Here is a 25,526-nt window from a genome sequence, read left to right on the forward strand (position 1 = left end):
GAAAGTGGACTGGGGTTTTGGTTAGAAATATATCTTAACTTATCAGGAGTGTATAATGATTCCATGTTGTTTTCACCCTACGCGTATTATAATTTTGAATGATTCAAAAGAACTACTCGATAGTCTGAATCAACAATTATCAAGATCTCATATGACTTTAGACTTCTTTGAAAATTCAGACAAAGCTCTACATTATATTAATGAAATATATCAACATGAGCCTTTCTATAATCGATATCGCGAACTAAAAGAAAATCGGGTAAAAAGCAAATCTAGGGTGAAAACTCATATTGTTGACACGCATAATGAGATATACCGTCCTCAAAGATTTGATGAAATTTCTACCGTCGTTATTCGTCAAATTCCATCTCAGATTCCCTTGAAGAACATCAATGAAATGACCGGGTTGGAATTTTTTGGAAAGATTGATAACCCTCATGTCCAGAAAATTCTCTTAATAAATGATGACAATCAAGAGCTAGCACAGCAAGCCTTAGAAAAAGGTGATATTGACGACTATTTGGTAGATACTGACTTTAATTGGCTTGAGACATTCTACCAAAAATTGCAGGAGTCTCAATGGCAGTACTTTAATAAATTATCAAAAATTTTTTTTGAAAAAGTTCGCCCAGGGCATGTCAATGAATACGCTTTAAACGATCCTAACTTTCAAAAATTCTTCAAAACAATTATAGAAAATTACGGTTTCACAGAAGCGTATTTGTGTGAAACGACGGGCAGTTATTTGTTTTTGGATGAACAAGCACAAGATCATGGATTGGTTGTAAATATTGGCGATCAACTTGATAATTGGGCGCGTACAGGTCAAGCAAAGGGTATTAACACACCGCTTTTAAAAGAACTTAAAGATCGAAAGAAAATGATGTGCTATCACGCATCCGTTGATGGTGGGGAACCAGACAAAAGTCATTGGGATATTTATGCACATCCTGCCAAAACAATACAAGGGAAGGGGCGATCTTACTATTACGCGTTTGCCCCAAATTTATATGATATTGATGTGGCACGTATCTTGCCTTTTGAAGAATATCGTGATCAGCAGCGTAAAATAGGTCGTTATCATTAATATCCAAGCACCTTACAATTATGATCGATAAAGTGCTTTTTTCAGATTTCAAGGTCTAATGTTATTACAAAGCTTAGTTTTAATTCGCTGGCGCTCATATTTTAGCAGATTGACACTTCCTCACATAATTTCATAGATTCAATAATGGTAATAGAATCATATTTATGCCTTTAAATTTTTGTTAGGTCTGTTTCTTTAAATTAAAAATTTAGAGAAAAAGAATGGCTAATTTTTAAGTGAATATAAATTATTTGAGTAGTGTAAATTCTTTGAATATTAGGGATTTTGATAAAGAATGATTAAGCTGCTCCAATTAATTGGTCTAATTATTTGCTCAATATCTGTATATTATTTACTGGACCTGCAGTGGAAACAATTTTCGTCATTTTCCATAGGGGAAATACTTTTCGTTTTTAATGCAATTCTTGCGCTCTTTTTGTTAAATTTTTATATTGTTTCTTTGCGACTTTATTTTCTTTATCGTCAATTTGGCTATAAATTAAAATTTAGCGAAGCTTGTGACGCGAGTCTTTCTGGACAACTTTCAAACCTATTTTTTATCCCGTTTGTAGGGTCGATGATGGGTCAAAAGTCTCGACTCTCTACAAAGAATATTCCTAATACACTCATTGCATTTGCGGTTGTTTATGAACGACTTTTTGTCAGCATTATTGGCGTAGTATTGTCCCTCATTAGCTGTGTTCTTTTATTTAAACCATCCCTATCATATTACATAAGTCAATATTCTCGACTTATCGAAGCTTTAGTGGTTTTTGTAGGGGTAGTGCTTATCTTTATCCTACAAGGCTTTAATAAACATGAAGCAAAATTAGCTAAATCATTTTTTATAAAAAGGTCTTTGAAATATTTTGGGATAATGACATTGATAACAAGTATCGGTTGGCTTGTTGTTGGTTCTTCATTTATCGTTGGTATTGCCATATTCAATAAATTATTTCCAACGGCATCTTATGTGGGAGGAGGTATCGTAACGAGTTTTCTCGCCAGTTTGCCGATTAGTGTTAATGGATGGGGAATAAGAGAGCTTGCGTCAATAAAGGTTTTTGGTGAGTTAGGCGTAAAACATGATACGGCACTTCTAGTTTCACTGTTGGTTGGTATTTCTTCAGTTTTGGCTATCTTATTATTATATGGAATAAAGATCCTTATATATTCCAAGTATTATACAAAAGTCAAAAATGCTTTTGGAAAATCCAGAGATGACCGAGAAGCAAAATTAGGAAAAAATTTGTTCTCACAAATACTTATCCATCCCTTAAAAAGGGATCAAAAAAATGTATTAAATTCTTTTATATCATCCTTACGGGTAAAAACTGTTATTGGTTTAATGGGGTATCTTGTTGCTTTTTTGATATTGTTTCAATTTCGAATTCACTATGAAATTTATTCAATAACTGTAAATCTTGCCGATATTTTCGCCTACGCGGCTCTTTTTATATTTGTTTCAGAAATTATGTGGTCCAATAAAACACTAGATTTTTCTCTACCTAACGTACAAAAATTTTTAATAATTATTACTGGTATTCTGACATTATCACTCCTAATTGGTATAATGAATTTTGGCTTAACACACTGGGCCCTTTTGTCTCGCTATTTTGGATGGTTTTGCCTAGTTGGATATTTTTCTATTGGTGTTTTATGTCGATTTTATATTAATGACCAATTTAATAAACGCCTCATTGATATACTTATACTTTCCATAACGACAATCTTATTGGTCAAACATGGGCTATATCTTTTAAAAGTAGTGCCTATTTTTAAAAATCTTGTTTTGGATCATAATCTTGACGGGTATGCTCTGAACAGAAATGCTTTTGCATTTCAATTGCTGACCATTTCTTTATTTCACTTTATCCGGGGGCGGGATGATGGGAATAAAAGCATTATGCCAAATCGGCACTCTCTGCATTTAGGACTTATTCTTGCTGGAATAATTATGACTGCCTCTCGATCAGCCATAATAACATGTGTATTTTTAATCTTAGTCTATAGTTTAATTCGTGCCATTAACTTTCGCCAGCTTATTCGATATACCTTATCAAGCTTCTTGGGTTTAATTCTTTTATTAGGTCTAAGGTTTGCATCAAATCTATCTTTGTCTGGGTTTCATTTATTATATTTATCACCTCCTTCAATAAATATTTCTATGGATTCTTCAATACAAGAGCGAATATATACAATTTTTAAGGGATTAAAGATGGGGTGGCATCACCCTATATTTGGGGCGGGTTTAGGTGCTTTTGTGCATGATGAGGCGGTGAGTAATAATCGCTTTCTCGTGATTCATAATGTTTGGGTCTGGATATGGGCTGAGTGTGGTCTTTTGGGAATAGCTGTAATTTTATGGTTTTCATATCTATGTTTAAAAAAATTATATAAAAGTGTAATTTTAGCTAAGAAAAATAAAATTCCCTTGCCACATAATGAGACTTTTTTAATAGGATCATTAACCATTTTTCTACTGATGAGCATGGCACATGATATAATGTATCAGCGCGTTTTTTGGTTTACTTTTGGCTTAATGATTTTGCAAAAGAAATCAAAATATTTCCTTACAAATCCATCAAAAAATATAAGCAAATCTACCTTTACATAGCTTTAAGAACTATAATAGAGCCTAAATTCTATTGGGTGAGGTGCATGGTCAAGTGCAAAGACTTCTGCCCACTTTAAATTGCAATAGCTTTTTATGAAATCGAGAGAAAAAACGCCTCCTGCTGTTAGAAAAGCTGAATCTTTCTCTAAACTCATCAGAGCTTCTCTAAGGGAGGAACATACAGTAGGTAAGGTTTTGGCTATCTCTTTTTCTTCGTAAAGATCATGATCTGCAGCCTCACCAGGATGAATGCGATTTTTGATTCCATCTAGTCCTGCCATCATCATGGCCGAATAGGCTAAATAACTATTCGCTGTTGGATCGGGAAAACGAACTTCTACCCTTTTTGAATTATCACCATAAGTAAGAGGAATACGACAAGCGGCTGATCGGTTTCCTGCAGAATAGGCAAGCATCACGGGGGCTTCAAAACCTGGAATTAGACGTTTGTAACTATTTGTTGTGGGATTTGTAAATGCATTTAAGGCTTTGGCATGCTTCAAAATACCCCCAATATAGAAAAGAGCTGTCTCGGATAATCCACCATATTCTTTTCCAGCAAACAGCGCATTGTTTCCTAACCAAAGAGATTGGTGAACGTGCATTCCAGAGCCATTATCCCCATACACGGGTTTGGGCATAAAAGTCGCTGTTTTTCCGTAAGAATGGGCAACATTGCGGACTACATACTTATAAATTTGAAGGCCATCCGCCGCATCCAATAGATTTGCATATTTTACGCCAATTTCGTGTTGAGCGGGAGCGACTTCATGATGGTGTTTTTCCATAATTAAACCAAATTCTGCCATGGTCGTGACCATTTCTGCTCGCAAATCGCACAGTGAATCCTTGGGACCAACGTGAATATATCCACCTTTAGTTAATGGTCTATGTCCATGGTTAGAAGTGTCTACAGACTGTCCATTTGCTTGGGGAAACTCGTCTGAGGCGAGTTCATAAAATGAAGTTGCTGTGCCAGAATCGAACGATACATTATCAAATATGAAAAATTCTGGTTCTGCACCAAAACAGGCATTATCTGCAATGCCTGATTCTAAAAGATACGCTTGAGCTCTTTTTGCCAGGGAGCGAGGGTCACGATCATAAGGTAAACGGGTTACGGGATCATAAACGTCACAAAAAACAATCGTTGTTGGTTGAGATGAAAATTGATCTATCATGGTCCGCGTTAGATCGGGAATCAAAATCATATCAGACTCATGAATGGCCTTCCAACCCGGAATTGATGAGCCATCAAAGAAAATACCTTCTTGTATAAGATTTTCAGTAACAGCAGAGATTGGCATGGACATATGATGCCAAGCCCCTGATAAATCCGTGAATCGAAAGTCTACATATTGGGTATTAGATGACACTAATTGGGTAAGAAATTCTTTCGGGCCTGCCATAACCTTCACCTCGTAATTTGGTTTATTCTATATTAAGAGTATCTACCTCTAAAATATACTCCAATAAGATTTAACAAATTATGTATATTTTTTGATTGAAGTTAACGATTTATTTTTTATTTCTATTTTAAATTAAGATAGGAAGGAAAATTCATGAGTTTCGACATTTATGCGCTTTCTGTAGGGGTATTTGCATTTTGTTTATTGCTTTTACCTCATCTTAACAGAGATAATCGGTGGGTTCGCCTTGCCGTAATAGGCATATTGACCATTTTTTGGGCACGTTATATGCTATGGCGCTTGTGTGATACTACTTTACCTATCCCTATGCCCACTGGACTTGGAATATGGATTTGGTTTTGCTTCTTTATCGAAATTTTAGTTTCCGTTGAAAGTTTAATATTTTATATCACCATGCTCCGTCACTCAGATCGCCTGGGTCAGGCGGATAAATATGAAAAAGCTTTACGGGATTTGCCTGCCAATGATTTGCCCACTATTGACGTATTTGTGCCAACATATAATGAAGAAATTCAGGTTATTGAGCGCTCCATTTTGGGTTGCTTACATCTTGATTGGCCGAAAGAGAAACTCAAGGTATGGGTCCTTGATGATGGAAAGCGAGATTGGGTAAAGGAATTTTGTGAAGAAGTGGGGGCAGGATATATTCGTCGTCAAGAATGGATTCATGCTAAAGCGGGAAATTTAAATCACGCCTTTGAAGTCACGAAGGGTGACTTTATTGCTGTATTCGACGCTGACTTTGTTCCTTTCCGTAATTTTTTGTATCGCGTTGTTGGATTTTTCGTTGATCCGACGGTTGCCATTGTTCAAACACCACAACATTTTTTCAATAAAGACTATGTCCAGACAAACTTGCATATTTATGATTCCGCGCCCGATGATCAACGATTATTTTTTGATGTCATGATGCCTGCACGTGACGGGTGGAATGCCGCTTTTTGGTGTGGATCTTGTAGTCTCACTCGACGTACCGCCATGCAAGTGACGGGGGGTGTTCCCACGAAATCTATTACGGAAGATTTGACAACAACGCTGGCTTTATTGCGCCATGGGTACATTACACGCTACCTCAATCAAAAGCTAAGCCATGGTCTCGCTCCCGAATCATTACCAAGTCTTCTTACTCAACGTAGACGCTGGTGTCGAGGCACCATTCAAACAATGTTTATGAATGATGGCCCTTTGGGACCGAGACTTAGGTTTATACACCGGGTGCTGTTTTTCCCTTGGCACTGGTTGGTGAGCCCCTTTACCAGAATATTTAGCTTTATTGTTCCTATTGTGTTTTTATTGACAGGGTTCCCGGCTTTGGTAATTACGCATTATTCTGAGCTAATTTATTACCACTTTCCGGCTTACATCATAAATCTTTTTGTCACGCTTTGGCTTGCCCCACGCCACTATATTCCTTTATTAAGCAGTTCGGTTGCATCACTGGAAGCTGTTCAAGTTATCCCCACAGTTATGGATAGTCTCATGGCTCCCTTTAAGAAAGAGTTTGGTGTTACACCTAAGGGAAGTATGGGTCGTCCAGAAAAGAAACGACATATTCATCATTTTTCATTTTGGGTATGTTTAACCTTACTTTTCTTAACGTCATTTGGAATATTAATAAATCTTGTTCCTGAAACAAGCCCAATCTCAGAAGGTGGATTTTTTCCTATAGCTTCTATTTGGGCAACCATGAATGTCCTCATGCTTGTTATTATGACCTTATTAAGCGTAGAGCATCCTCGGCCAAGAACGGATGAACGTTTCAAAATCGATGAAGCTGGGGAAATGTTCGTGGATGGCAAGAAATTTCCTATTCATATTTATGATATCTCACTTGGGGGGGCAAGGATTCGCCAAGAAATAACGTCGCACGACAAATTGCGGGAGCATCAGGAAGTTGAGATTTTGCTGCCATCTTACGGCAAGATCCCTGCAGCCGTTGTCCGTGAAAAAAGTGGTATTCTCCAAGTCCAATTTAATAATTTAACGGGTACGCTGCGGCATACTTTGATTCAGCATCTTTATACAGGAAGATATAGCAATGTGAGTGAATTGAAATATGATAATTTCATGCGACGTCTTTTGCGACGCATTTTTCATAATCATAAATCGCTCTATTCGCCTGACACAAAGGCCCAATAAATCACATTTCTGATTGCTAACTTAACGAATCTTTAGCAAATAATTCGTACAATTTAAGTAGGGGAATAATAAGGCAAATAGAGATGAGCCGTTATGTCAGATTCTAACCAAGATACTACAGATGGTAAGCAACAAAACGATACACAAACCATATTCCGCGACGAAGCTTTGGCTTATATTTCCACGCCCAGCGACGTTAATAAAATTATCTCTGTGGTTGGCTCTGGAACTTGGATTTTAATAACTGTTTTTATCATTGCGATGGTGATGGGCGTCGGTTGGTTGTTTTGGGGAAGTATTCCAATTACATTGCAAGGGCATGGGATCCTCATTCCGAAGGGTGGTATATTTAAAACGATTACCTCTCCAGAAGGCTACAACACTATTAAAGAGCTGATGGTCAAGACGGATCAAATTGTTGAAAAGGATCAAGTCGTTGCCATTTTAGATAATCCTGAAATTACGAAATCTATTGCTGTACGTACGGAATATATTGCAGATCTCACAAAAAAGCGTGATGAACTATCGGTTGCAGCCGTAAAAAGCATTAAAGAAAAGAAAGAAAACTACGAACACCAAAAGAAAATCATTGAGGACAGTTTAAAAACAAAAGTCGAATATTTAAAAAACCTTGAAGATAATCTCGTAAAACAAAAAGGACTTTTAGAAAAAGGATATGCAAGACAACAAAATGTTCTTGATGTTGAAAGCCAAATTAACAACATAAAGCAAGAAGACTTGCATGCTCAAGAAAAGCTTGTCCAACTTAAGAAAGAATTGATGGTAGATCAAGAGAATTGGTCACAGCGTGAACGAGAAATCGCTCTCAAACTTGGAGACGAAATTCGGGGTCTTGATGACTTAAAAACACGCCAGGAGACATCACGCGTAATTAAAAGCCCGTTAAAAGGTAAGGTCATCAGTGTCCACCATAAAATAAAAGATAATGTGCCTGCAAACGAACCTTTAATTACAGTTAGTCAAGGTGATGAAAGTCAGCTTGAGGGATTGATCTATCTGAACCCGCTTGAAGGAAAAGAAGTTAAAGTTGGTATGAAAGTTTATATGATACCCACCCACTTGGAGAAGGAACATGTGGGTTATGTACAAGGTGAAGTGATGGAAATTTCTTCCTACCCCGAAACAGCTCGAAGCCTCATGTCAACACTTCAAAACGAGGAACTTGTTAAGAAATTTACAGAGACCAGTCCACCACTTAGTGCCCGTATTCGTATTATAAAAAACATAAAGAATAAAGAAAAATCGCCTGTAGAGACCTTTAAACTATCTCCAGGAACTTGGATATATGGACGTGTCATTATTGAGAGTCGGTCACCATTTGCCATTATTATTCCAGAACTAAAAAAATTGGTTGAGATTGCGCCATGACAAAGCGACAACCTTCGCAAAAAAAGTCATCATTTTCTAACAAAAAAATTCCGCTAGCACAGTGGATAAAAGCTAATACTGTATTCTTTTTTCATACTTTAAGTAGTTTAGCAAAGCGCGCAGATAAAAAAGCAAAGCCTTTTATACGCTCCATCCTTAAGACGATAAATAAGGTGGCGAAGGTGTTAAAATCTAAAATTTCCGCAATGATGGTGTTTGTGCGAAGAAATTCTAAAAATTTTAAAAAATGGAAAAAAGCTGCTCAATTAGCCGTCATATCTTTCTTGATGACGTGGACACCTCAATTGTATCAACATTTGCTGAGGATTCGAGACGACTGGCACCGTCAAAAAAAAGCTGTTAAGCGATGGCTCCACCAGAGAATTGCGAACAAATCATCTGTGTTCGGAAAAGCTTATGATATTTTTAAATCTATGCAAGATTCTCCCTTATTTGGTAACCCTTTTTCACGTCGAAAAAGTGTTCATAAAACACCAACTTTCTTGCAAATGGAGGCTACAGAATGTGGATCTATTTGTTTTTCGATTGTGCTGGCCCATTATGGGCACGAACTAACCGCAGAGGAAGCTCGTTGTGCATGTGGTGTTTCGCGCGATGGAAGCAAGGCAAGCCATATAATAATGGCGGCGCGTCAATATAATATGAAAGCTGCGGGATACAGCCTAAAAAATTTAGGGGACTTAGATAAATGCGATTTGCCAGCTATAATCCATTGGAATTTTGACCATTTTGTCGTTTACGAGGGTCGTATTGGCAAATATTTTTATATTAATGATCCTGCAACAGGCCGGAGACGCGTTGATTTCAAAGAATTTAACCAAAATTTCACGGGCGTCATATTAATTTTAACACCCACGAAACAATTTAGAAAAAAACAACAGGAAAGTGCGCTTGGAAATTTTTTATCTCTATCTTTGAAAAGAGGTGTAAGCGGTATTTTAGCTGCATTTTTCCTAAGCATTTTACAGATACTTCCCACCCTCCTGATTGCGTTTTCCAGTAAAGTTTTTATTGACTATATTATGGTTAAAAATATGTCATATTGGTTGATTCCCCTAACGCTTATTTTAGCAGGATGTGTGATCTTACAATCAACACTTCTCTCCTTCCAACAACGCTTGCTTGTCCGCTTAAGTCTTCATTTTAAGTTAACTTTAGAAAGTCTTATTATTCATAAATTATTTCATTTGCCCCTTCGTTTTTTTGATCAACGTTTCAGTGGCGACATTTTATATCGTCTTTCTTCAGCAGAAGAGCTTTCTGACCTTTTATCCCTTGAAATTATGGGTGCTCTATCCAATATTTTTGGTATGATTATTTTCACTATTGTCTTAATGCAGCTATCTTTGCCTCTGTTTCTTGTTATGCTTGTTTTTATAGCTTTGCGCATTCTTGTATTTTACTTCTCTCGGGAAAGCATAAGGGAATCAAACATCCATTTTCAGCAACAATTCGGTAAGGTCTCTGGTATTGCCATGAATGGTTTGGACATGGTTGATACCTTAAAAGCAAACAATCTCGAGAATATCTTTTTTAAAAATTGGGCAGCTAATCACGATGTTCTTTTGAATAAACAACAGCGCGTATCACTAATTGATCAGCGCACCAGTATCATGCTGATGACATTAGCTGGCCTCATGACAGTAGGATTGATGTTTAAGGGTACCTATTTGGTTATGGGAGAACAATTAACTATTGGTACGCTTATGGCTTTTATGACTCTTTCAGCATATTTAGATGGGCCTTTAATGACCTTTTTAGACTTTTCCAGCAAAATTGAAAAAATCAAAGCTTCAATTAATAGATTTAACGATATTTTACTTCATGATTCCCTGGAAGAAAAAGATACTCTTGCTTCAAAGCGTAAAGCCAAAGAGAAAGAATTACCTGCGCTCAAAGATAATATAATCTTAAAAGATATAACTTTTGGTTATGCTCCTTTGGATCCCCCCATTTTTGAAAATTTGAATTTGACAATTCCGTATGGGAAAACTGTGGCTTTTGTAGGGGTGAGTGGTTCCGGAAAATCAACTATTTCTAAAGTTATTTGTGGTTTGTACCCGTTAACAAAGGGTGAAATTTTATGGGATAACGTTTCCATACATGAAATTAAAGAAGAGTTGCGAACCAAACGCATTTCCCTTGTAGATCAGGATATTTACTTATTTGACGGCACGGTGCGAGACAATCTTACCTCATGGGATAAAGACGTTGATGATGAAGTGCTTATCGATGCCTTGCAATTGGTGGGATTATATAATGAATTGTTGCCTCGAGGTCTTCTCAACAGTCCTGTTGGAGAAAATGGGGTTAATTTGAGCGGGGGGCAACGCCAACGGTTAGAAATTGCACGTGCCCTTATTCGAAAGGCGGATGTTCTTATCCTTGATGAGGCGACAAGCTCCTTAGATGTTCCCAATGAGTTGCATATATTTAAATCTTTAAGCCAACTTAGTATAACAACCATTATTATCGCGCATCGCTTATCGACCATCCAACAATCAGATATGATTCACGTTATTCATGAAGGAAAAATTGTTCAAAGTGGATCGCATAATATTCTTGCGGAAAATGAGGGAATTTATAAAACCCTCATGAAATTGGAGACAGCTTAAGCAATGAAATATTATCAGACATATATGGAGGTTATGTTATGACAAAGCAAGATAACTTCCCTTTTGAGAATCCTTTATTTAAGGCGGCTCCTACATTGCAAAAGGCGATGTTTCCGAACCTAAACAATTTTAATCATGATCAAGCTCTATTAGCCTGTTTTGAAGCCCTGGCCTTTATGAATAACACGAATGAAAAGCCAAGTTTGCATCCACTTGCGCGCACGGTTGAAGAAGTTGTTGAAAAAATGGCAGGAAGCTGTGGCTTTATGCCTCGAGAAATTAATATTCATAATATGATGTTAACAACAGAAACAAATCCTGCAATTGCCTTTATGGAAGAGACTTCGAATCCTGGGTTAATCTATTATAAGGATGAAAAACCTTACGTTTACGATCCGGCAACGGGCACCAATAAGCTTTTAGACGAGGCACTCCTTAAAAATTACCAAACATTAGGCTTTGTACTTTATAAAAAATGGCCACAAAAATCAAAAACCATAGCTCAAATGTTGAAAATGGCCTATCGAGAAACCCACAAAGATCTTAAGCGTTTTATTATTATTCAAATCTGCGTTGGCATTGTGATGCTTTTACAACCCTTGTTAACGGGCATTATTTTTGATGATGTTGTTAAGTTGCGTCAGTATAGCTTAATTGACCAAGTTTTTTTTGGACTTTTATCCGCGACCATTGGTGTTATGGCTTTTAAAGTTGTTCAAAACTTTTCTATGATGCGTTTTCATGTCAAAAGTAGTGCCTATTTGGAATCTGCATTGTGGCATCGCGTTCTAACGTTTCCGCTAAAATTTTTTAAAATATACAGGCTTGGAGACCTTCATGAACGACTTGTTGCCGTTGATCAAATTCAAAAGGAATTAACAACTGCATCCATGAATGCGCTATCTCAAGGTTTCTTCTCGATTATCATTCTGATATTCATTTCTGTGTATATGCCTTTGCTGGGACTCGTTTTACTTGGCCTTACTCTTATATTTGGGATTATCCGTGTCTTATTGACCCGCCGCATGATTATTTATTACCGATCCATTACGCAAACAAACGCCAAGCTCATGAGTTTTCTTTTCGAAGCCATTCGCAGTGTGATTAAGGTAAAAACCTCAAATTCGCAGAAACGAATCTTCCAGCGATGGTTGAATATGGAGTTTAGTAAAACCAACCATCTTATTGGCGCCCAGTACTTACTTGTTTATAGCCACATTTTAGAATTTGTTGTTCCTATTATTATTACGGTTTCTTTCTATTTTCTCATGATTGGCAATAATCCCCTAGCTCCTGTTGCCCCCGCACTTTCCATTGGGAAATTTATTAGCCTTCAAATGGCTATGGGGCAGTATTTTGCTGCCATTATTGGGATGATTGGGGTTATTGATAAACTTCTCCACCTTATTCCGCATGTTGAACGGGTAGGGCCCATTTTGAAAATTCCTGGAGAACAAGATGGAATCAAGAAGATTCAAACATTCTTGAAAGGAAAAATTACCTTTCAAAATGTAAGTTTTAATTATGGTTCAACAGGCCCTCTGGTGCTGGATAATGTGAGTTTTACGATTAATCCAGGGGAGTGGGTGGCTATTGTTGGCCCTTCGGGGGCGGGGAAGTCTACGCTCGTTAAATTGATTTTAGGGCTAGAAGAGTGTATTAGTGGCACAATTCTTCTTGATGATATTCCCTTGCAGCAACTTGATATGCAAACCATAAGACGTCAGGTGGCCACAGTGCTTCAAAATACGCAGCTTTTACCAGGGAGCATTTTTGATAACTTGCATGCTTCCAATCCAAATCTTTCCGAGCAAGAGATGATGGCTCTTTTAAGTTTAGTTGCTATTAAAGATGATGTAACAAAAATGCCAATGGGTTTAAGTACGGTTATTATGGGAGATGGTCGAACCTTTTCCATGGGTCAACGGCAAAGATTGGTATTAGCCAGGTGTTTGGCAAAGCCATTATCCCTTATTTTATTGGATGAGGCGACAAGTGCGTTGGATAATTTTAGCCAAGATGTCATCTTAAATACGTTAAAACAGCTTCCCATTACGCGGATTACTGTTGCCCATCGTTCGTCAACAATACGCTGCGCTGATCGCATTATTCATTTAGAACAAGGTAAAGTTGTTGATAAAACAGAAGAGAATAATAAATCGATCCTATCGCCATCCAACCCAGACAATACTAATTTTCCTTTAAGTATTTGAATATAATTGCATAAATTTAATAGTGTTTATATTATTTATTTATTATATATAGATAAATATCGGTATTATTTATAAAAAATATTATAAAAATATAAATAAATTATGGTTACATATTGACTAATTTTTTTATTATCCTATTTTGTCATTCGTAACGGCAAATAAATTTGGTTTTTATTTGCGAGCATCTCATCACTTAATATTGGAGGTCACTATGTTGACATTAAATGACACAATGCTAGAAGAAGTTTCAGGCGGCACAAATAGAAATATTACAACTACTAAGATTAATGTAAGTTTATTTAGCTTCAATAAACAAAAGAATACAGCTGCTATCATTAATACTGGTAGTGCAAATGGCCGTGATGGTTTTGTAAATAATGGAATATCTCAAGGTAACAATGTTGGTCCTATGTAAGTAATTTAATTCTTTACTTATCTATGTTTATTAATCTTATCTCCAGATATCTTCTAGGATATCTGGAGATTTTATTGTTTAGCGTAAATTAAATACCATAATTGATAAATTATAAGAATTTATAATTAACACTAAAAATAGACGATATAGCTTTTGTACAGTTAAAGCGTAATAATGAATTTTTCTAAAAAATGCCAATATCCTCTTTTTATATAATAAATTTGAAATTTTCTATTATTATTTAATAATTTATGGAATCTCTATTTTATTTTATATAGTTCATAGTGTTAGAGAAATTAATAATTAAGCAATAAACAATTTAAATTTATAAATAATTTTATTAGATATATTGATTAATTTTTTTATTGCACTATCTTATCATTCGTAATGGCAAATAAATCTGGTTTTTATTTGCAAACTTAAGTTTAATCTATAAAATATTGGAGGTTCTCATGTTGACATTAAACGATACAATGTTAGAAGAAGTTTCAGGTGGATCTATTACACGTACAAAAGTTACACTTAACTTGAGCGTCTATAGTTTTAACAAACAAAAAAATACTGCTTCTATTTTCAATGTTGGAAGCGCAAATGGAACAAATGGAGCTGTTCAAAATGTAATTGAACAAGGAAATAATGTTGGTTAACATTGTAATTTGACTAAATAAATTCATCTCCAGGTGTCCTATTGGTGCATCTGGAGATTTATTATTTGCTCTTTGATAATAATAAAATTTTTATAAAATAATTATTTATTTTATTATATATATTGAACAAATTTAATAATGACCTATTTAATAATATGTGACGGCATATAAATTTATTTTTTTAAGCAGAAGTAAAAATTATCTAGGAGGTTCCAATGGAAATATTAAATGAATCCATGACTGAAGAAGTAGTTGGTGGTCGATACAGATATTTTGGAAGATTTAATTTAAGTGCTTATAGCGGTAATACGCAAACAAATACAGCTTATATCATAAATAGTGGTAATGCCAATTATAATGGAGCTATTATTAATTCAATAACTCAAATTAATAATGTTGGATAATATTATAAAAAACTATTTTATTTCTGTAGAGGAGAATTCAAATGTCTATGATGAAACAACTGACAGAAATGCAATTAGATTCTATATGTGGCGGTAACAATATTACTTTTAATCCTACACCTGGGGCAACTGCTTGTGGCGGGGGACAAAGTGGCGGTAGCTTGGGTGTTACACATAATATTAACAGCTATAATAATAACATCCAAACAAATAGCTCTATTATTATTATACAAAACTTAACACTTATTAACAGTGTGCTTGCAATTGACGTAACTCAGGCTAATTATATTTAAGAATTATAGATGAGATTTATAGTGCAAGGGCGGCTTTATAGTCGCCTTATTGCATTTAAAATATAAATAATTGTTTCATATATATATTTTGCTGCCATAAAGATTATTTAGAATGATATATATTCACAAATATGAATGCGTTTAATTAAATTAAATCATGTACAACGTGCCCCCGTGGCTTAAACTTTATAAAATTAATAATATAAAATAATTATATTATATTAAAATTGATTTCATATATTGAATAATTTCTTTATTGACCTATTTTACCTATTGTTAGTGTAATTCGGAATATAAAATAATAATGATAAATATCATTTATATTGCAATTTATTTATAAGGAGATAAGAGATGTCAAATCAGGAAATAATAGAACTAACGGAAAATGAAATGAAAAGTATCGTAGGCAGTAGGCGTCGTGGCGGTATAAATATTAATATAGCCCCCCAAATAATAGTTGCGCCAAATATTCAAACTAATACTGGATTCATTGTTGTAGCCGGCAATAATTTTTCAGGCTCTTTACAAGCAATGCTGGGTCAACTTAATTTATAAATACTAATACTTACTATAATAAGATCTCACCCCGAACATAATGTCGGGGTGAGAATTTTTTTATTAACCAATTTTTACTTTACGTGTTGTTGATTTTCTCTCAGATTGATTTTCTTTTGCAATTCTGATTTTCAAAACACCATTTTCTAAGGATGTATTAATCGCTTTGCTTGGGCTGATATCAAAAGGTACAGCAACTGCACGGGAAAGATTACCACGAGCAACCTCTGAGTAAGCTAATGTTGATGAATCATAAGTATTTTTACGAACACCATTGATCAAAATTGTATTTCCAGCCAAAGAAATATCTAAATCTTGGATTTCAATTCCAGGAACGTCAAAGGAAATAACATATTCATTGTTATTTTCGGACAATTCAGTTGCCAAGGATTGTGTGTTGAAATTTTGTTGTGCATTTTGCAATGTTCCTGCAACACCAAAGACTGTTGCATTTGTTGGAATGCCTTGTACGGCTGTATTTCCGTTAAGAATGGATGTTCCAGAAAGAGCGGCATTTTGAGGAACAAACGCAACTTGTGAATTGTTTGGAGTGAAAGCTGAGTTGAGCTCGGCTTGATTTGTTCCATAAGCTGGTACAACAAAAACTGTTGCTGCATTTGGATTTTGAGCTTGGTTAAAGCCATTCAATGCAAGAACTGAATTCTGATTCAAACCACCAAGTGCGATCAGTGAATTTTGATTCAAACCATTAAAGCCAAGAATTTGGTTTTGATTTAAGTTATTAAAACCTAGAACTGTATTCTGATTCATTCCATTAATTCCTAGACCTGCAAATTGTGTTTGTACAGGAATGAATGTGCTTACTTGCGTTGTCATTATCTTATCCTTTCTAAATTGATTAATACTATTTTGTTAATACTTACTATTGTTGCTTACAATATTTAAGAATACCCAAAACTTCTTAATAAAAAGCTAAGGTTAAAAATAATATTTCTATGTTATCAAGGGTTGCATCCTGTATATTTGGAGATATAAGAGATTGTTCCCAACGAAAAGTAGCTATAATTATGAGTATAATGGATATGGGCTATAATAAGGGTTAAAGAGCATGATAAAAAAAATTATTATAAGTATTGTGTTTTTTGGAATTTTCGGGAATGGTCTATGGTCGAATGAGTTATTAACCGAGGAAACGACGATGACAATTGATTATATGAATAAGCCCGATACGTTTTGGCAAGCAGTTTTACCCACAGAAGTCTATTCCATTTGTCGTCAAAAAAGCACCGAAACGCCTGGGTTCGGCAAATATAATCATTTTTGGGAAAAAGGAACGTATTACTGCGCCTGTTGCGGCGGGGATCATGCGCTTTATGCCTCAGATACAAAATTTGACTCCGGAACAGGTTGGCCAAGTTTCTGGGCGCCTATTTCCCCTCAAAGCGTAACCTTGAAGGAAGACAGAAGTGGACTTCATGGAGTCGTAGAAACACGCACAGAGGTAATCTGTTCCCGATGTGGGGGTCACTTGGGGCATGTGTTTGATGATGGCCCCAAAGAACATACAGGCAAACGGTATTGCATGAATTCGCCAGCTTTGACTTTTGTGCCGCAAGGGCAGAAGCCAATCCATAAACTTGAGAAGGATGAAAAACCAACGGGTTAAAAAGTACGGCTGCGAACTTTTTAGCTTGAAAAGAGCATATTTTACTTATTTTGTAGGTTCTGTTCGTTTGGTTTTATCGGATTTAGACTCTTTAGATTCAGGCTTACCTTTCTCAGCGTTTGAGTCCTCACTTTGAGATTTTTCAGACTGTATGTTTTTAGATTTGGCGTCTGTGGTTTTTGAGTCTTCAGTCATCGGCTTGTCTTGTTTGCTATCTACTGGTAACTTATCCTCCTTGAGATTTTCAGCTTTGGTGTCTGTTACTTTTGATTCTTCAGGGGTCGTTTTATCCGATTGGGAATCTGTAGGCTTTGATTCTCCTGTTTTAAGGTCTTCCGAGTTTGAGTTATCAGGTTTTACTTCATTAATTAATGATTTATTCTCTGTAAGAGGGCGTGATGCTTTAGCTTTTGAAGGAGGAGGGGGGTTTTTGACGGGAAAGGCATCCACAAAAACAATATTGTTCCCAATATAAGCCAGCCGTTTTTCTAGGGTATCAGCGTTCTGCTCATCACCTTTTAATTTCAGCGTCACCATAACCTGATTTGTCGGGCCGTTTGCTGTCAGCCCCAGATAATCTTTTTGAAATTTCTTGGGTTGAGGAATATCGCGTCGATAATAGGGTTCCCGGTCAAATAATTCTTCAATTTCGTTGTGAAAGTCATTATTGCGATAAACTTTTAAAACTCCTTTTGTTTTAGTCTCATCAATAAATCCATCAGGGTCCTCAAGAAGAAGATCTATTATATCTTTCATCACAAAGGCATCATTACTATAGAAAAACGGCGCGTTAGGTTTGTGATATTTGATACTATGTTCAGCTTTCACATCCTCCAACATCTGGTCATAGGAATGATTATTGGTATCTTCTTTAATTAATTTGAAAAGTTCTTTAATTAGGTCTAACGGGTCCTTTTTAGGTATTACCTTTGGGGGGATTGTCTTTTCAAAGACGCGTTTGCACTTTGGCAAATTTTGGGGGCTATTTCCTTGTGAATTAACTCTGTCCAAGCAAAATGCGCGGGAAGCATATGAGTCTATATAAAATAATAGGGTGCTAAAAATAAAATAAAGTAAGAAATTAGGCGTCATTATTCTGGAGGCTCCATCTACTCTATCTCAGAGTAATCGGAATCTATTAAAATTTCGTGAAATCTAAAGCCTATAGAAACGGGTAGCGCCTTACATTAGTTATTTTCCTATTCAGGCATTATTTCCCCTTATATTAAGCATAGTGACCGCCTTTTCGTTCAAGGCCTTCAAAATGGGAAGCTCCATATAAAAAGGCAACTGAAACCGGTATCGTAATAAGCCACAAGCCATAAAATCCAAAGTACTCGCTTAAATAAACCAGCCCAAAAGACGTAATAATATACATCATTGCTCTGGCAAGAGCATATAGAAAGCTTGCATAGGTAAAGCGGCTGTAGATGGGTAGATGATAAATAAATACAGCTCCTGCCGGCATACCACTTAATTGCAAAATAAGAATAAGGGTTTGAATGAAAAATAGGTGCATAGGATCGGTTACAAGCCCAACAAGGATAGGAAGGCTAAGCATAAGGCATAAGGTGAGGATGCCTCTGACTTTAATAATTTTAAGGGGATGAATATAAGCGCTTAATTGTGCCCAAACAATTGCCGAAAATAGCAAAATTACGGATAACCAAAAGTTATGTTTGATAATGTCTTGAGGGGTATAACCAAATTCCTCTTTCAGCAGAGGATTAAAGTAAAGATAAGCTAGATAAAACGTTAAGGGGCGACCACAATAGATTAGAAAATATGAAAGTGTGGTTTGGGAAAATGCTTTTTCTTTCCAAGAGAATGCGGATTTATGCCCAGATTTCTTAGCGGAAATAGGTCTATCAATATTGCGCAATTTAGTGGTAGCTTCTTTCATTTGCGCGCGCTTCAAGACTTAAAAAGTCTGGTGTTTCTCTTAGACGTGTACGAGCGACGGCTCCCACAAAAGCAATAATGGCACCAATCCAAAAGGCAAGACGCCAATTGAATAGAAAAGAAGTTACGAGATATGAAATACCCAGAGCAACCATGCCCCCCATGTCTGAAGCTACACTGATATATGCAACCATGGGGTAGGAAGTAGGGCGCCGAATACTTTCCGTTAAATAAATTTGAGCGCCCACAATTTCGCCCATAGATGACATTCCTTGAGCAATTCTACATAAAGTCATAATCCACGTGGCGGTAATACCAATTTGGGCATATGTCGGTAGACAAGCCATAAGAATACAAGAAACAGACATCAGAGATGTTGTGAGAATGATTGTGGATCTTCTTCCTACGTGATCGCCTATCCAGCCAAAAATGAGCGCGCCAATTGGTCGAAATACAAAGGTAGAGCAAAATGCAAAAGCTGCAAGGAGGGAAGCTGTATGAGGGTCTGTTTTGGGAAAGAACAATTCATTAAGGATAACTGCCATGTGAACATAGAGCATGACATCAAAATATTCGAGAAATGTCCCAATTTGAAGAAGTCCAGTGGCTTCTTTTTGTTCTCGATTCAAAGAATTCAGTATACCCATGCAAACTCCTTATTTTTTGTATTCTAAAGATTGCAGTCTACACATGAAGGAAAGTCCGAATTTTGTCAATCAGTTAAAATGACCCTTTCTTCGTTTTGCCTCCCCAATTTTGGGGTACATTCCCATTTTACGCTCTAGATCTACAAAGTGGCGAATTCCATACAAAAAGGCAAGTGATAGGGGAATTGTGACGATCCACAGCCCATAGGGGCCCAACGATTGTGTGAGATATACCAAACCGAAAGAGGTAATTATATAAATAATGGCTCGGGTTGTTGCCCATAAAAAGCTTGCACAGCGGAAACGGCTATAAATGGGTAAATGATAAATCAAAATAACACTTGCCGGGACCGTGTCAAATGCAAATACAAGAATCATAGCTTGTATTAAAAACAACTGAGTGGCGGATGTTGCGTTGAGGACAAGGAAGGGTAGCAATATCATTAAAAGAACACTGAACCCAACCTTAATTCGCAAAATTTTTAAAGGATGGACTCGGTAGCTGATAATTGCCATAGCAATATAGGGAACTAAAAATATGAGGGATAAGCAAAAATTGCGTTTTATAATGCTTTCGCCGCTTATGCCATAACTTTCTTTCAAAATAGGATTGAAATAGAGATAGGCTAAATAAAAGGAGAGGGGGTAGCCACAGTGCATAAAAAAATAACACATTAAAGTTTTTGGATTGATCTTTTCTTTCCAAACAGGATTTTTTGTCTCAGGTGGTTGATTTATTTCCTTTTTCTTATCATCATTGTTGATTTGGGAAACGGCTTCCTGCATTTGCTGTCGTTTTAACTTTAAATAGTCAGGCGTTTCGCGAAGTCGCGTGCGTGCAAGTGCCCCAATTAAAGCCACAGCGGCACCTACCCAAAACGCAATGCGCCAGTTAAACATAAAGGATGTTGTCATTGTGGCAACCCCAAGAGCGGACATCACACCGAGATTAGCAACGACAGCAATTGAGGCAACGGCGGGGTAACAGGCTGGGCGGGGAACACTTTCAGCAATATAAATTTCTGCACCAATTAATTCTCCCATTGATGACATGCCTTGGGCCATTCGACAGATTGTCATTATCCAAGCGGCCGTAACGCCAATTTGAGCGTATGTTGGCAGATTGGCCATAACTAAGCAGGAAAGGGACATAATAAGTGTTGTTAAAATGATAGTTGATTTTCTCCCCACTTTATCACCCATCCAGCCAAATACAATTGCCCCAATGGGTCTAAAAACAAAAGTAGAGCAAAAGGCAAATGCTCCCAACAAAGCTGCAGTATGGGCGTTCGTTTTGGGAAAAAAGAGCTCATTTAACACAACGGCCATGTGGACATAGAGCATAAGGTCGAAATATTCAAGGAAAGTACCAATTTGTAAAAGCTTTAAAGCTTCATTTTGTTCTCGGTTTAAGAAAGAATATAATTTCATAGATCTTCCCTTTACAGGCATTTTTATTACTAATACCTGTGAGGGAAAATCCAACTTTTGTCAATGTTCAAAAGGTCTCAACCTATTTTGACAAAAAAACCATCAGAACTTATCGACGTTGTTGATAATGCCTGAGCATTTCGTATAGGTTTGGCTCTATTGAATAGCCTCGTGCCCGAAATACTCTGTTCCTCACGGCATCTTTGCCAACTTGATCGAGCCTTTTTCTGGCTTTTCCATTATCGCTGAATTCACGCGATTGTTCTGAGCGTAAATAAGTCATAATGTTTCCTTTTGTTGCCCTTGCTTCATAAAGTCTCTCAATTTCTTCCTCGAGTGCTGAAATATGATTGACTTGTATAAACAATACTGAAACCACTACAAATCCGAGTATCTGTTTCATAATGATGATTCCTTCTGCAATTATGATTTAAAAACTCTGTGTTCCTACACAGGACAATATTATAATTAAATTTATCACAACGAATCAACAGGAAAGAATTATTAAGGGGGAAAGCAAAATTCTTTAAATAAAGCTATGCTCTTGTTCCTCATTTTTAATGCGCGTAATGATGTGGTTACGAATCTCGTCAAGCATGCATTTTTTAGGTAACATACTATCTTGTATCGATACTTTTACTTTAGGCCCAACAAGCATTAAAATAGTAATTTTATAAAGTCTAAATGTTCTTAGAGAATCTAAATCTTCAAAGAGTATCGTGCGGTCATTTTTTAATTGACTAAATTGTCCGGGAATGAAGATTGATGTTTCGGTAAGCACAATCTGAGATTTAGACGTGTATGTTAGATACGTTGCGTATAGACCGTAAAAACATCCAAATGCCTTCAAAACTGTCTGAATCCACAATATAAAAGTTGCTTGGGTGGGATTGAAGGTTAATTCAATAACATTCTGATAAAGAACATAAGTTAGGCTCTCTTGGTTATTTAGAGCCTCGAGTGCCGAAATCCATGTGAGATAACCAAATACGACTGCAATAAGAATCAAATGACTTTTTTTCATCTTATAAGGATAGGTTATGGAAAAAGATTTATTAGTCATCATTTTTTCTCTCCATTAAATTATAAACTTAATGAAATTTATTTGATAATTGGAATATTTTCATAAAAAAATTTAGAGGCCAATTGTTATTGAATAAATGTAGGGAACATCGATTATGCGACATTGTAACACTTGACTATGTTTAGGACAATATTTTATATTATTATTGAATCAAAATATAAAAAAACTCAAAGATTAATTAAAAACAAAAAATTGTCGCGGATTATAGGCTCCGCGTTGGCCCAAGTGCTTTAAAATTATAAATACTTTTAAATGCACTTTATTTCAAATTGCAAGATTTTTTATATATTAATTATTAACATGTCTGATATGCAAATCTTGCCTGAAACAAAGTGATCTTATACCCTACTTTTTAATTATGTTGTCATGCTTATTCGTGGACAATAAAAAATTAATATTAAAGAAAAAATTTTAGATAATTTTATACATTATCTTCTTATTATTTTTTGCTAATTAAATTTATGTATTATGTTAGACCATAAATACTCAGTATCGTATCATCCTTATTATTCGATAAATTCTATCTCTTACCTCACAACTCAAGAGTCAATAAATGATCAGAAACACCTAAAAAAGCCTATTACTTTGTCCTGTCGTGCAATAGATTGCAACATAAGAGAGAAGTAGCTATAAATTATCATAAATAATAGCAAATAACTGGAGAGAAACATGTCAGATAGTTCAATTCTCAATTCATTTAAATTTTATTTTCTTTTTATAGCATTGATCCTGCTGTCTCTCTTTTCCTCAAGTATTTTGCAGGCATATGATGAACGAGAACAGTCAACAAGCACTAATCGTTTCACACAAACCGACTCAAGCATAGATGATTTAGAGGAGGCACTAAATTTATCAAAAAAAGATGCTCCAAAATCTCAAACCAGACAATATTCAGCACTCTCTCAAAAAACTTTAGTCAAAAAGAGACAACATAAAAAAGATGAAAGCAGTGATGACGGTGACGATGAAGAATACAGCCCCAATCAAAACAAAAGCAAACGTAGTCGATCATTAACAGTAAAAGATCCAGAATTATCTCAATCAAAATCGCTCTTGAGTGATTCCAGTTGGCAAAGCAGTTTAAATTCCGCAAATGAGTATAACGAAATATTGCCCAAAGAGAAAAAATTACCAAACATTGTCTACTATGATTATATGGGAATTACGGCGGAAATGTCCGACTTGCAGAGACGATACGCTATGTCAGAACCTCATAAAAGAGTTTTAGATTCCGATAATGAAGAATCAGACCATGCAAATGTCGATAACCATAGGGAAAGTTCAAGGAATAATGATGACGATAATAGCACTGACAATAGCGCTGGGGTTGAGGATATAACTAATCAGGTAAATTTTGATAGCTTGATTTCTTTTGGAACAACACTAAAGTTACTAGCTAATGTGTATTTAGGAAATCTTGACGAAAGAGCGAACATTTTTCTCCCTCAATATGTCTTGGATCTTAAGCAGGATGACGGCTCTGTACAAAAAGGCCCCCCTGAATTCTTTAAAATTAAGGATAAGATTTGTGTTTTTGCTAGTGGTGGAACTCATAACGCCTGGGAAAAAACCGTTGCGAAAGTCTATGAAATTTTCTTTGGGCAAAAGGTAAAAATTGTCCGAGTTGAATGGATATATAAGCATCTTCTTAAAAAAAATGGTGAATCAGCTAAAAGATTTTACGAAAAGCTGCGTGGCAAGGAGAAAACTCTTCATTCTGAATTTTACTACGATTTAGTTTTTAGAAATTTTATTTTGCCTCGATTGATGGAGCAACATCCCAATAAGATTAAGAATTTAACAATCAATGCTTTTAGTTGGTGGGAGATTTGCGATGAATGTCACAGCCGTTTTTTAGAAAAACATCAAAGACTTTGCAGACAAAATGGTATTAGACTTGTTTTTAATGTCGTTGCACGTGAACAGTATAAGCATAATTATCCAGCGTCAGGTTTAATTACAACTTCTCAAGTACAAGAACCCAAAGATAAGCAATTTTGGAAGGAAATTTGGCAGCAATTAAGAGTTTATGTAATAAAGTATCCTGATAATAATGGAGAAAAAGAAGCTTTTTGGACGAATAGCCCTGAAGGCTTAGAGTTATGTAAATGGATTGGGCAAGCTTTTGTAGAAAACAAACGAAAATTAGCGGAACAAACTGGTTCCGCACAAATACAGGGAGATATCCGAGGATTTTATGAGGCGACAGATGAAGTTGGTCGAAAAAACTTTGATGAACTCATCAATTATTTAAGAGAGCATAATTGGGAACTCTCGTGTTGGTATTATCCCTCACATTTTGCAGATAGTATTCAAGGTAAATGGAAAACTCATTCTAAACAAGTTGTTATTCCACATTTTAACTGGGAACATCTTAGAACAATTCGAGATGCAACGGGTCAGTGTCAAATGTGTGGCTACGATGGCTTGCACAATATTTATCAAGTATACCATCCAAAGCACGGTACCTCAAAAAAAATTGCGGCATTTGAAGCAGAAGAAGCAAAAAAAGCAGAAAAAGATGTTGCGTACAAAGTTGCAGATAACACTCCCTTTAATAAAATTCCTAAATCTCAGCAAGAAAAAATGAAAAGATCTCTATTTGTGGGGAGTGAATGCCTAAAGTTTATGCAAGTTGAGAAAACAGAAATAGATGAATGGCGAGTCAAAAATCCTGAACAACTTGTTCAAGAAAGACTAGCTAGTGCCAATTTACAAAGGAGAGATGCTATTGCTTCCGAATTAAGTGAAGCAAGTCCTCTTTTACGTTGGATGACAAAATTTTCCAGAGAGCATAATAATGCCCCCGTGAAACGTAGTGATATTGTCGCTTATGCACGCCGAAATAGCGGCGATTTGTATGAGGGTGCTAAAGAGCTATCTGCATATATTAATGCTCTTATTCAGGCGGGAAAAATTGAACTTCAGGACAAGAAAAGTACACCTGGTAATCATGTTTATATAATAAAATAGGGTGCCGCTTAAAACAAAACGTTCCTTTAAGAAGCAC

The 25,526-nt window shown here is 36.0% G+C and carries 21 protein-coding genes; 13 read left to right on the plus strand and 8 right to left on the minus strand.

Features of this window, described 5'->3' with window-relative positions; all coding sequences use genetic code 11:
* Positions 1–55 precede the first annotated feature (55 nt).
* Both FJX03_05400 and FJX03_05405 read left to right on the plus strand, forming a co-directional pair.
* Positions 56–1,087: a hypothetical protein gene (locus tag FJX03_05400; protein MBM3633119.1), complete on the plus strand. Its 1,032-nt coding sequence runs from the start codon at positions 56–58 to the stop codon at positions 1,085–1,087.
* A gap of 295 nt (positions 1,088–1,382) precedes the next feature.
* On the plus strand, positions 1,383–3,704 hold the full coding sequence (locus FJX03_05405; GenBank protein ID MBM3633120.1) for a hypothetical protein: 2,322 nt from the start codon (positions 1,383–1,385) through the stop codon (positions 3,702–3,704).
* A gap of 2 nt (positions 3,705–3,706) precedes the next feature.
* Here FJX03_05405 and glnA read toward each other — a convergent pair whose 3' ends face one another.
* Positions 3,707–5,113 carry a type I glutamate--ammonia ligase gene (glnA, locus tag FJX03_05410; GenBank protein MBM3633121.1) on the minus strand — a complete coding sequence of 469 codons (1,407 nt, stop codon included), beginning with the start codon at positions 5,111–5,113 and terminating at the stop codon, positions 3,707–3,709.
* Between the two features lie 153 nt (positions 5,114–5,266).
* On the opposite strand from glnA, the gene FJX03_05415 reads away from it, so the two are divergent.
* The 9 genes from FJX03_05415 to FJX03_05455 all read left to right on the plus strand — a co-directional run bounded on the left by FJX03_05415 (position 5,267) and on the right by FJX03_05455 (position 15,825).
* Positions 5,267–7,273: a glycosyltransferase gene (locus tag FJX03_05415; GenBank protein ID MBM3633122.1), complete on the plus strand. Its 2,007-nt coding sequence runs from the start codon at positions 5,267–5,269 to the stop codon at positions 7,271–7,273.
* 93 nt (positions 7,274–7,366) lie between these two features.
* Entirely contained in the window at positions 7,367–8,662 is a 1,296-nt protein-coding gene (locus FJX03_05420) for an NHLP bacteriocin system secretion protein (GenBank protein MBM3633123.1), read from the plus strand.
* Positions 8,659–11,298, plus strand: coding sequence for an ATP-binding cassette domain-containing protein (locus tag FJX03_05425; protein ID MBM3633124.1), 2,640 nt, complete (start codon positions 8,659–8,661; stop codon positions 11,296–11,298). Before FJX03_05420 ends, FJX03_05425 begins: the two co-directional genes overlap by 4 nt.
* Before the next feature lie 38 nt (positions 11,299–11,336).
* The gene (locus tag FJX03_05430) at positions 11,337–13,511 is read left to right on the plus strand and encodes an ATP-binding cassette domain-containing protein (GenBank protein MBM3633125.1); all 2,175 of its coding nucleotides are present in this window, start codon (positions 11,337–11,339) and stop codon (positions 13,509–13,511) included.
* A gap of 211 nt (positions 13,512–13,722) precedes the next feature.
* Positions 13,723–13,926, plus strand: coding sequence for a hypothetical protein (locus FJX03_05435; protein ID MBM3633126.1), 204 nt, complete (start codon positions 13,723–13,725; stop codon positions 13,924–13,926).
* 452 nt (positions 13,927–14,378) lie between these two features.
* Positions 14,379–14,573: a hypothetical protein gene (locus tag FJX03_05440; protein ID MBM3633127.1), complete on the plus strand. Its 195-nt coding sequence runs from the start codon at positions 14,379–14,381 to the stop codon at positions 14,571–14,573.
* Between the two features lie 215 nt (positions 14,574–14,788).
* Positions 14,789–14,977, plus strand: coding sequence for a hypothetical protein (locus tag FJX03_05445; GenBank protein MBM3633128.1), 189 nt, complete (start codon positions 14,789–14,791; stop codon positions 14,975–14,977).
* Positions 14,978–15,018: 41 nt separating this feature from the next.
* The gene (locus tag FJX03_05450) at positions 15,019–15,270 is read left to right on the plus strand and encodes a hypothetical protein (GenBank protein ID MBM3633129.1); all 252 of its coding nucleotides are present in this window, start codon (positions 15,019–15,021) and stop codon (positions 15,268–15,270) included.
* Positions 15,271–15,621: 351 nt separating this feature from the next.
* Complete coding sequence (locus tag FJX03_05455) at positions 15,622–15,825, plus strand: hypothetical protein (GenBank protein ID MBM3633130.1); 204 nt, start codon at positions 15,622–15,624, stop codon at positions 15,823–15,825.
* A gap of 63 nt (positions 15,826–15,888) precedes the next feature.
* On the opposite strand, the gene FJX03_05460 is transcribed toward FJX03_05455, so the two are convergent.
* Positions 15,889–16,662 (minus strand): Hsp20/alpha crystallin family protein, encoded by a 774-nt coding sequence (locus tag FJX03_05460; protein ID MBM3633131.1) that lies wholly within the window; start codon positions 16,660–16,662, stop codon positions 15,889–15,891.
* A gap of 232 nt (positions 16,663–16,894) precedes the next feature.
* Here FJX03_05460 and msrB point away from each other — a divergent pair, with 232 nt between their 5' ends.
* Positions 16,895–17,452, plus strand: coding sequence for a peptide-methionine (R)-S-oxide reductase MsrB (gene msrB / locus FJX03_05465; protein ID MBM3633132.1), 558 nt, complete (start codon positions 16,895–16,897; stop codon positions 17,450–17,452).
* 45 nt (positions 17,453–17,497) lie between these two features.
* On the opposite strand, the gene FJX03_05470 is transcribed toward msrB, so the two are convergent.
* The 6 genes from FJX03_05470 to FJX03_05495 form a co-directional block, all read right to left on the minus strand.
* A complete protein-coding gene (locus tag FJX03_05470; protein ID MBM3633133.1) occupies positions 17,498–18,208 on the minus strand; it encodes a hypothetical protein in 711 nt (236 codons plus the stop codon).
* Positions 18,209–18,677: 469 nt separating this feature from the next.
* Positions 18,678–19,355, minus strand: coding sequence for an MFS transporter (locus FJX03_05475; GenBank protein MBM3633134.1), 678 nt, complete (start codon positions 19,353–19,355; stop codon positions 18,678–18,680).
* Positions 19,336–20,001, minus strand: a complete 666-nt coding sequence (locus FJX03_05480) for an MHS family MFS transporter (protein MBM3633135.1) — start codon at positions 19,999–20,001, stop codon at positions 19,336–19,338. Before FJX03_05480 ends, FJX03_05475 begins: the two co-directional genes overlap by 20 nt.
* Before the next feature lie 69 nt (positions 20,002–20,070).
* Positions 20,071–21,453, minus strand: a complete 1,383-nt coding sequence (locus FJX03_05485; protein ID MBM3633136.1) for an MFS transporter — start codon at positions 21,451–21,453, stop codon at positions 20,071–20,073.
* Between the two features lie 88 nt (positions 21,454–21,541).
* Positions 21,542–21,835: a hypothetical protein gene (locus FJX03_05490; GenBank protein MBM3633137.1), complete on the minus strand. Its 294-nt coding sequence runs from the start codon at positions 21,833–21,835 to the stop codon at positions 21,542–21,544.
* A gap of 123 nt (positions 21,836–21,958) precedes the next feature.
* Positions 21,959–22,498, minus strand: coding sequence for a hypothetical protein (locus FJX03_05495; protein ID MBM3633138.1), 540 nt, complete (start codon positions 22,496–22,498; stop codon positions 21,959–21,961).
* A 687-nt stretch (positions 22,499–23,185) separates the two neighbouring features.
* On the opposite strand from FJX03_05495, the gene FJX03_05500 reads away from it, so the two are divergent.
* A complete protein-coding gene (locus FJX03_05500) occupies positions 23,186–25,489 on the plus strand; it encodes a hypothetical protein (GenBank protein ID MBM3633139.1) in 2,304 nt (767 codons plus the stop codon).
* Positions 25,490–25,526: the final 37 nt, after the last annotated feature.

The sequence above is a fragment of the Alphaproteobacteria bacterium genome, from assembly GCA_016870095.1.
In the GTDB taxonomy this organism is placed as follows: Bacteria; Pseudomonadota; Alphaproteobacteria; order Paracaedibacterales; family VGCI01; genus VGCI01.

Coding starts and splice junctions, on each gene's coding strand:
- FJX03_05400 (MBM3633119.1), top strand. CDS start 56: ATGATTCCATGTTGTTTTCACCCTACGCGTATTATAATTTTGAATGAT.
- FJX03_05405 (MBM3633120.1), top strand. CDS start 1,383: ATGATTAAGCTGCTCCAATTAATTGGTCTAATTATTTGCTCAATATCT.
- glnA (MBM3633121.1), bottom strand. CDS start 5,113: ATGGCAGGCCCGAAAGAATTTCTTACCCAATTAGTGTCATCTAATACC.
- FJX03_05415 (MBM3633122.1), top strand. CDS start 5,267: ATGAGTTTCGACATTTATGCGCTTTCTGTAGGGGTATTTGCATTTTGT.
- FJX03_05420 (MBM3633123.1), top strand. CDS start 7,367: ATGTCAGATTCTAACCAAGATACTACAGATGGTAAGCAACAAAACGAT.
- FJX03_05425 (MBM3633124.1), top strand. CDS start 8,659: ATGACAAAGCGACAACCTTCGCAAAAAAAGTCATCATTTTCTAACAAA.
- FJX03_05430 (MBM3633125.1), top strand. CDS start 11,337: ATGACAAAGCAAGATAACTTCCCTTTTGAGAATCCTTTATTTAAGGCG.
- FJX03_05435 (MBM3633126.1), top strand. CDS start 13,723: ATGTTGACATTAAATGACACAATGCTAGAAGAAGTTTCAGGCGGCACA.
- FJX03_05440 (MBM3633127.1), top strand. CDS start 14,379: ATGTTGACATTAAACGATACAATGTTAGAAGAAGTTTCAGGTGGATCT.
- FJX03_05445 (MBM3633128.1), top strand. CDS start 14,789: ATGGAAATATTAAATGAATCCATGACTGAAGAAGTAGTTGGTGGTCGA.
- FJX03_05450 (MBM3633129.1), top strand. CDS start 15,019: ATGTCTATGATGAAACAACTGACAGAAATGCAATTAGATTCTATATGT.
- FJX03_05455 (MBM3633130.1), top strand. CDS start 15,622: ATGTCAAATCAGGAAATAATAGAACTAACGGAAAATGAAATGAAAAGT.
- FJX03_05460 (MBM3633131.1), bottom strand. CDS start 16,662: ATGACAACGCAAGTAAGCACATTCATTCCTGTACAAACACAATTTGCA.
- msrB (MBM3633132.1), top strand. CDS start 16,895: ATGATAAAAAAAATTATTATAAGTATTGTGTTTTTTGGAATTTTCGGG.
- FJX03_05470 (MBM3633133.1), bottom strand. CDS start 18,208: ATGAAAGATATAATAGATCTTCTTCTTGAGGACCCTGATGGATTTATT.
- FJX03_05475 (MBM3633134.1), bottom strand. CDS start 19,355: ATGAAAGAAGCTACCACTAAATTGCGCAATATTGATAGACCTATTTCC.
- FJX03_05480 (MBM3633135.1), bottom strand. CDS start 20,001: ATGGGTATACTGAATTCTTTGAATCGAGAACAAAAAGAAGCCACTGGA.
- FJX03_05485 (MBM3633136.1), bottom strand. CDS start 21,453: ATGCCTGTAAAGGGAAGATCTATGAAATTATATTCTTTCTTAAACCGA.
- FJX03_05490 (MBM3633137.1), bottom strand. CDS start 21,835: ATGAAACAGATACTCGGATTTGTAGTGGTTTCAGTATTGTTTATACAA.
- FJX03_05495 (MBM3633138.1), bottom strand. CDS start 22,498: ATGATGACTAATAAATCTTTTTCCATAACCTATCCTTATAAGATGAAA.
- FJX03_05500 (MBM3633139.1), top strand. CDS start 23,186: ATGTCAGATAGTTCAATTCTCAATTCATTTAAATTTTATTTTCTTTTT.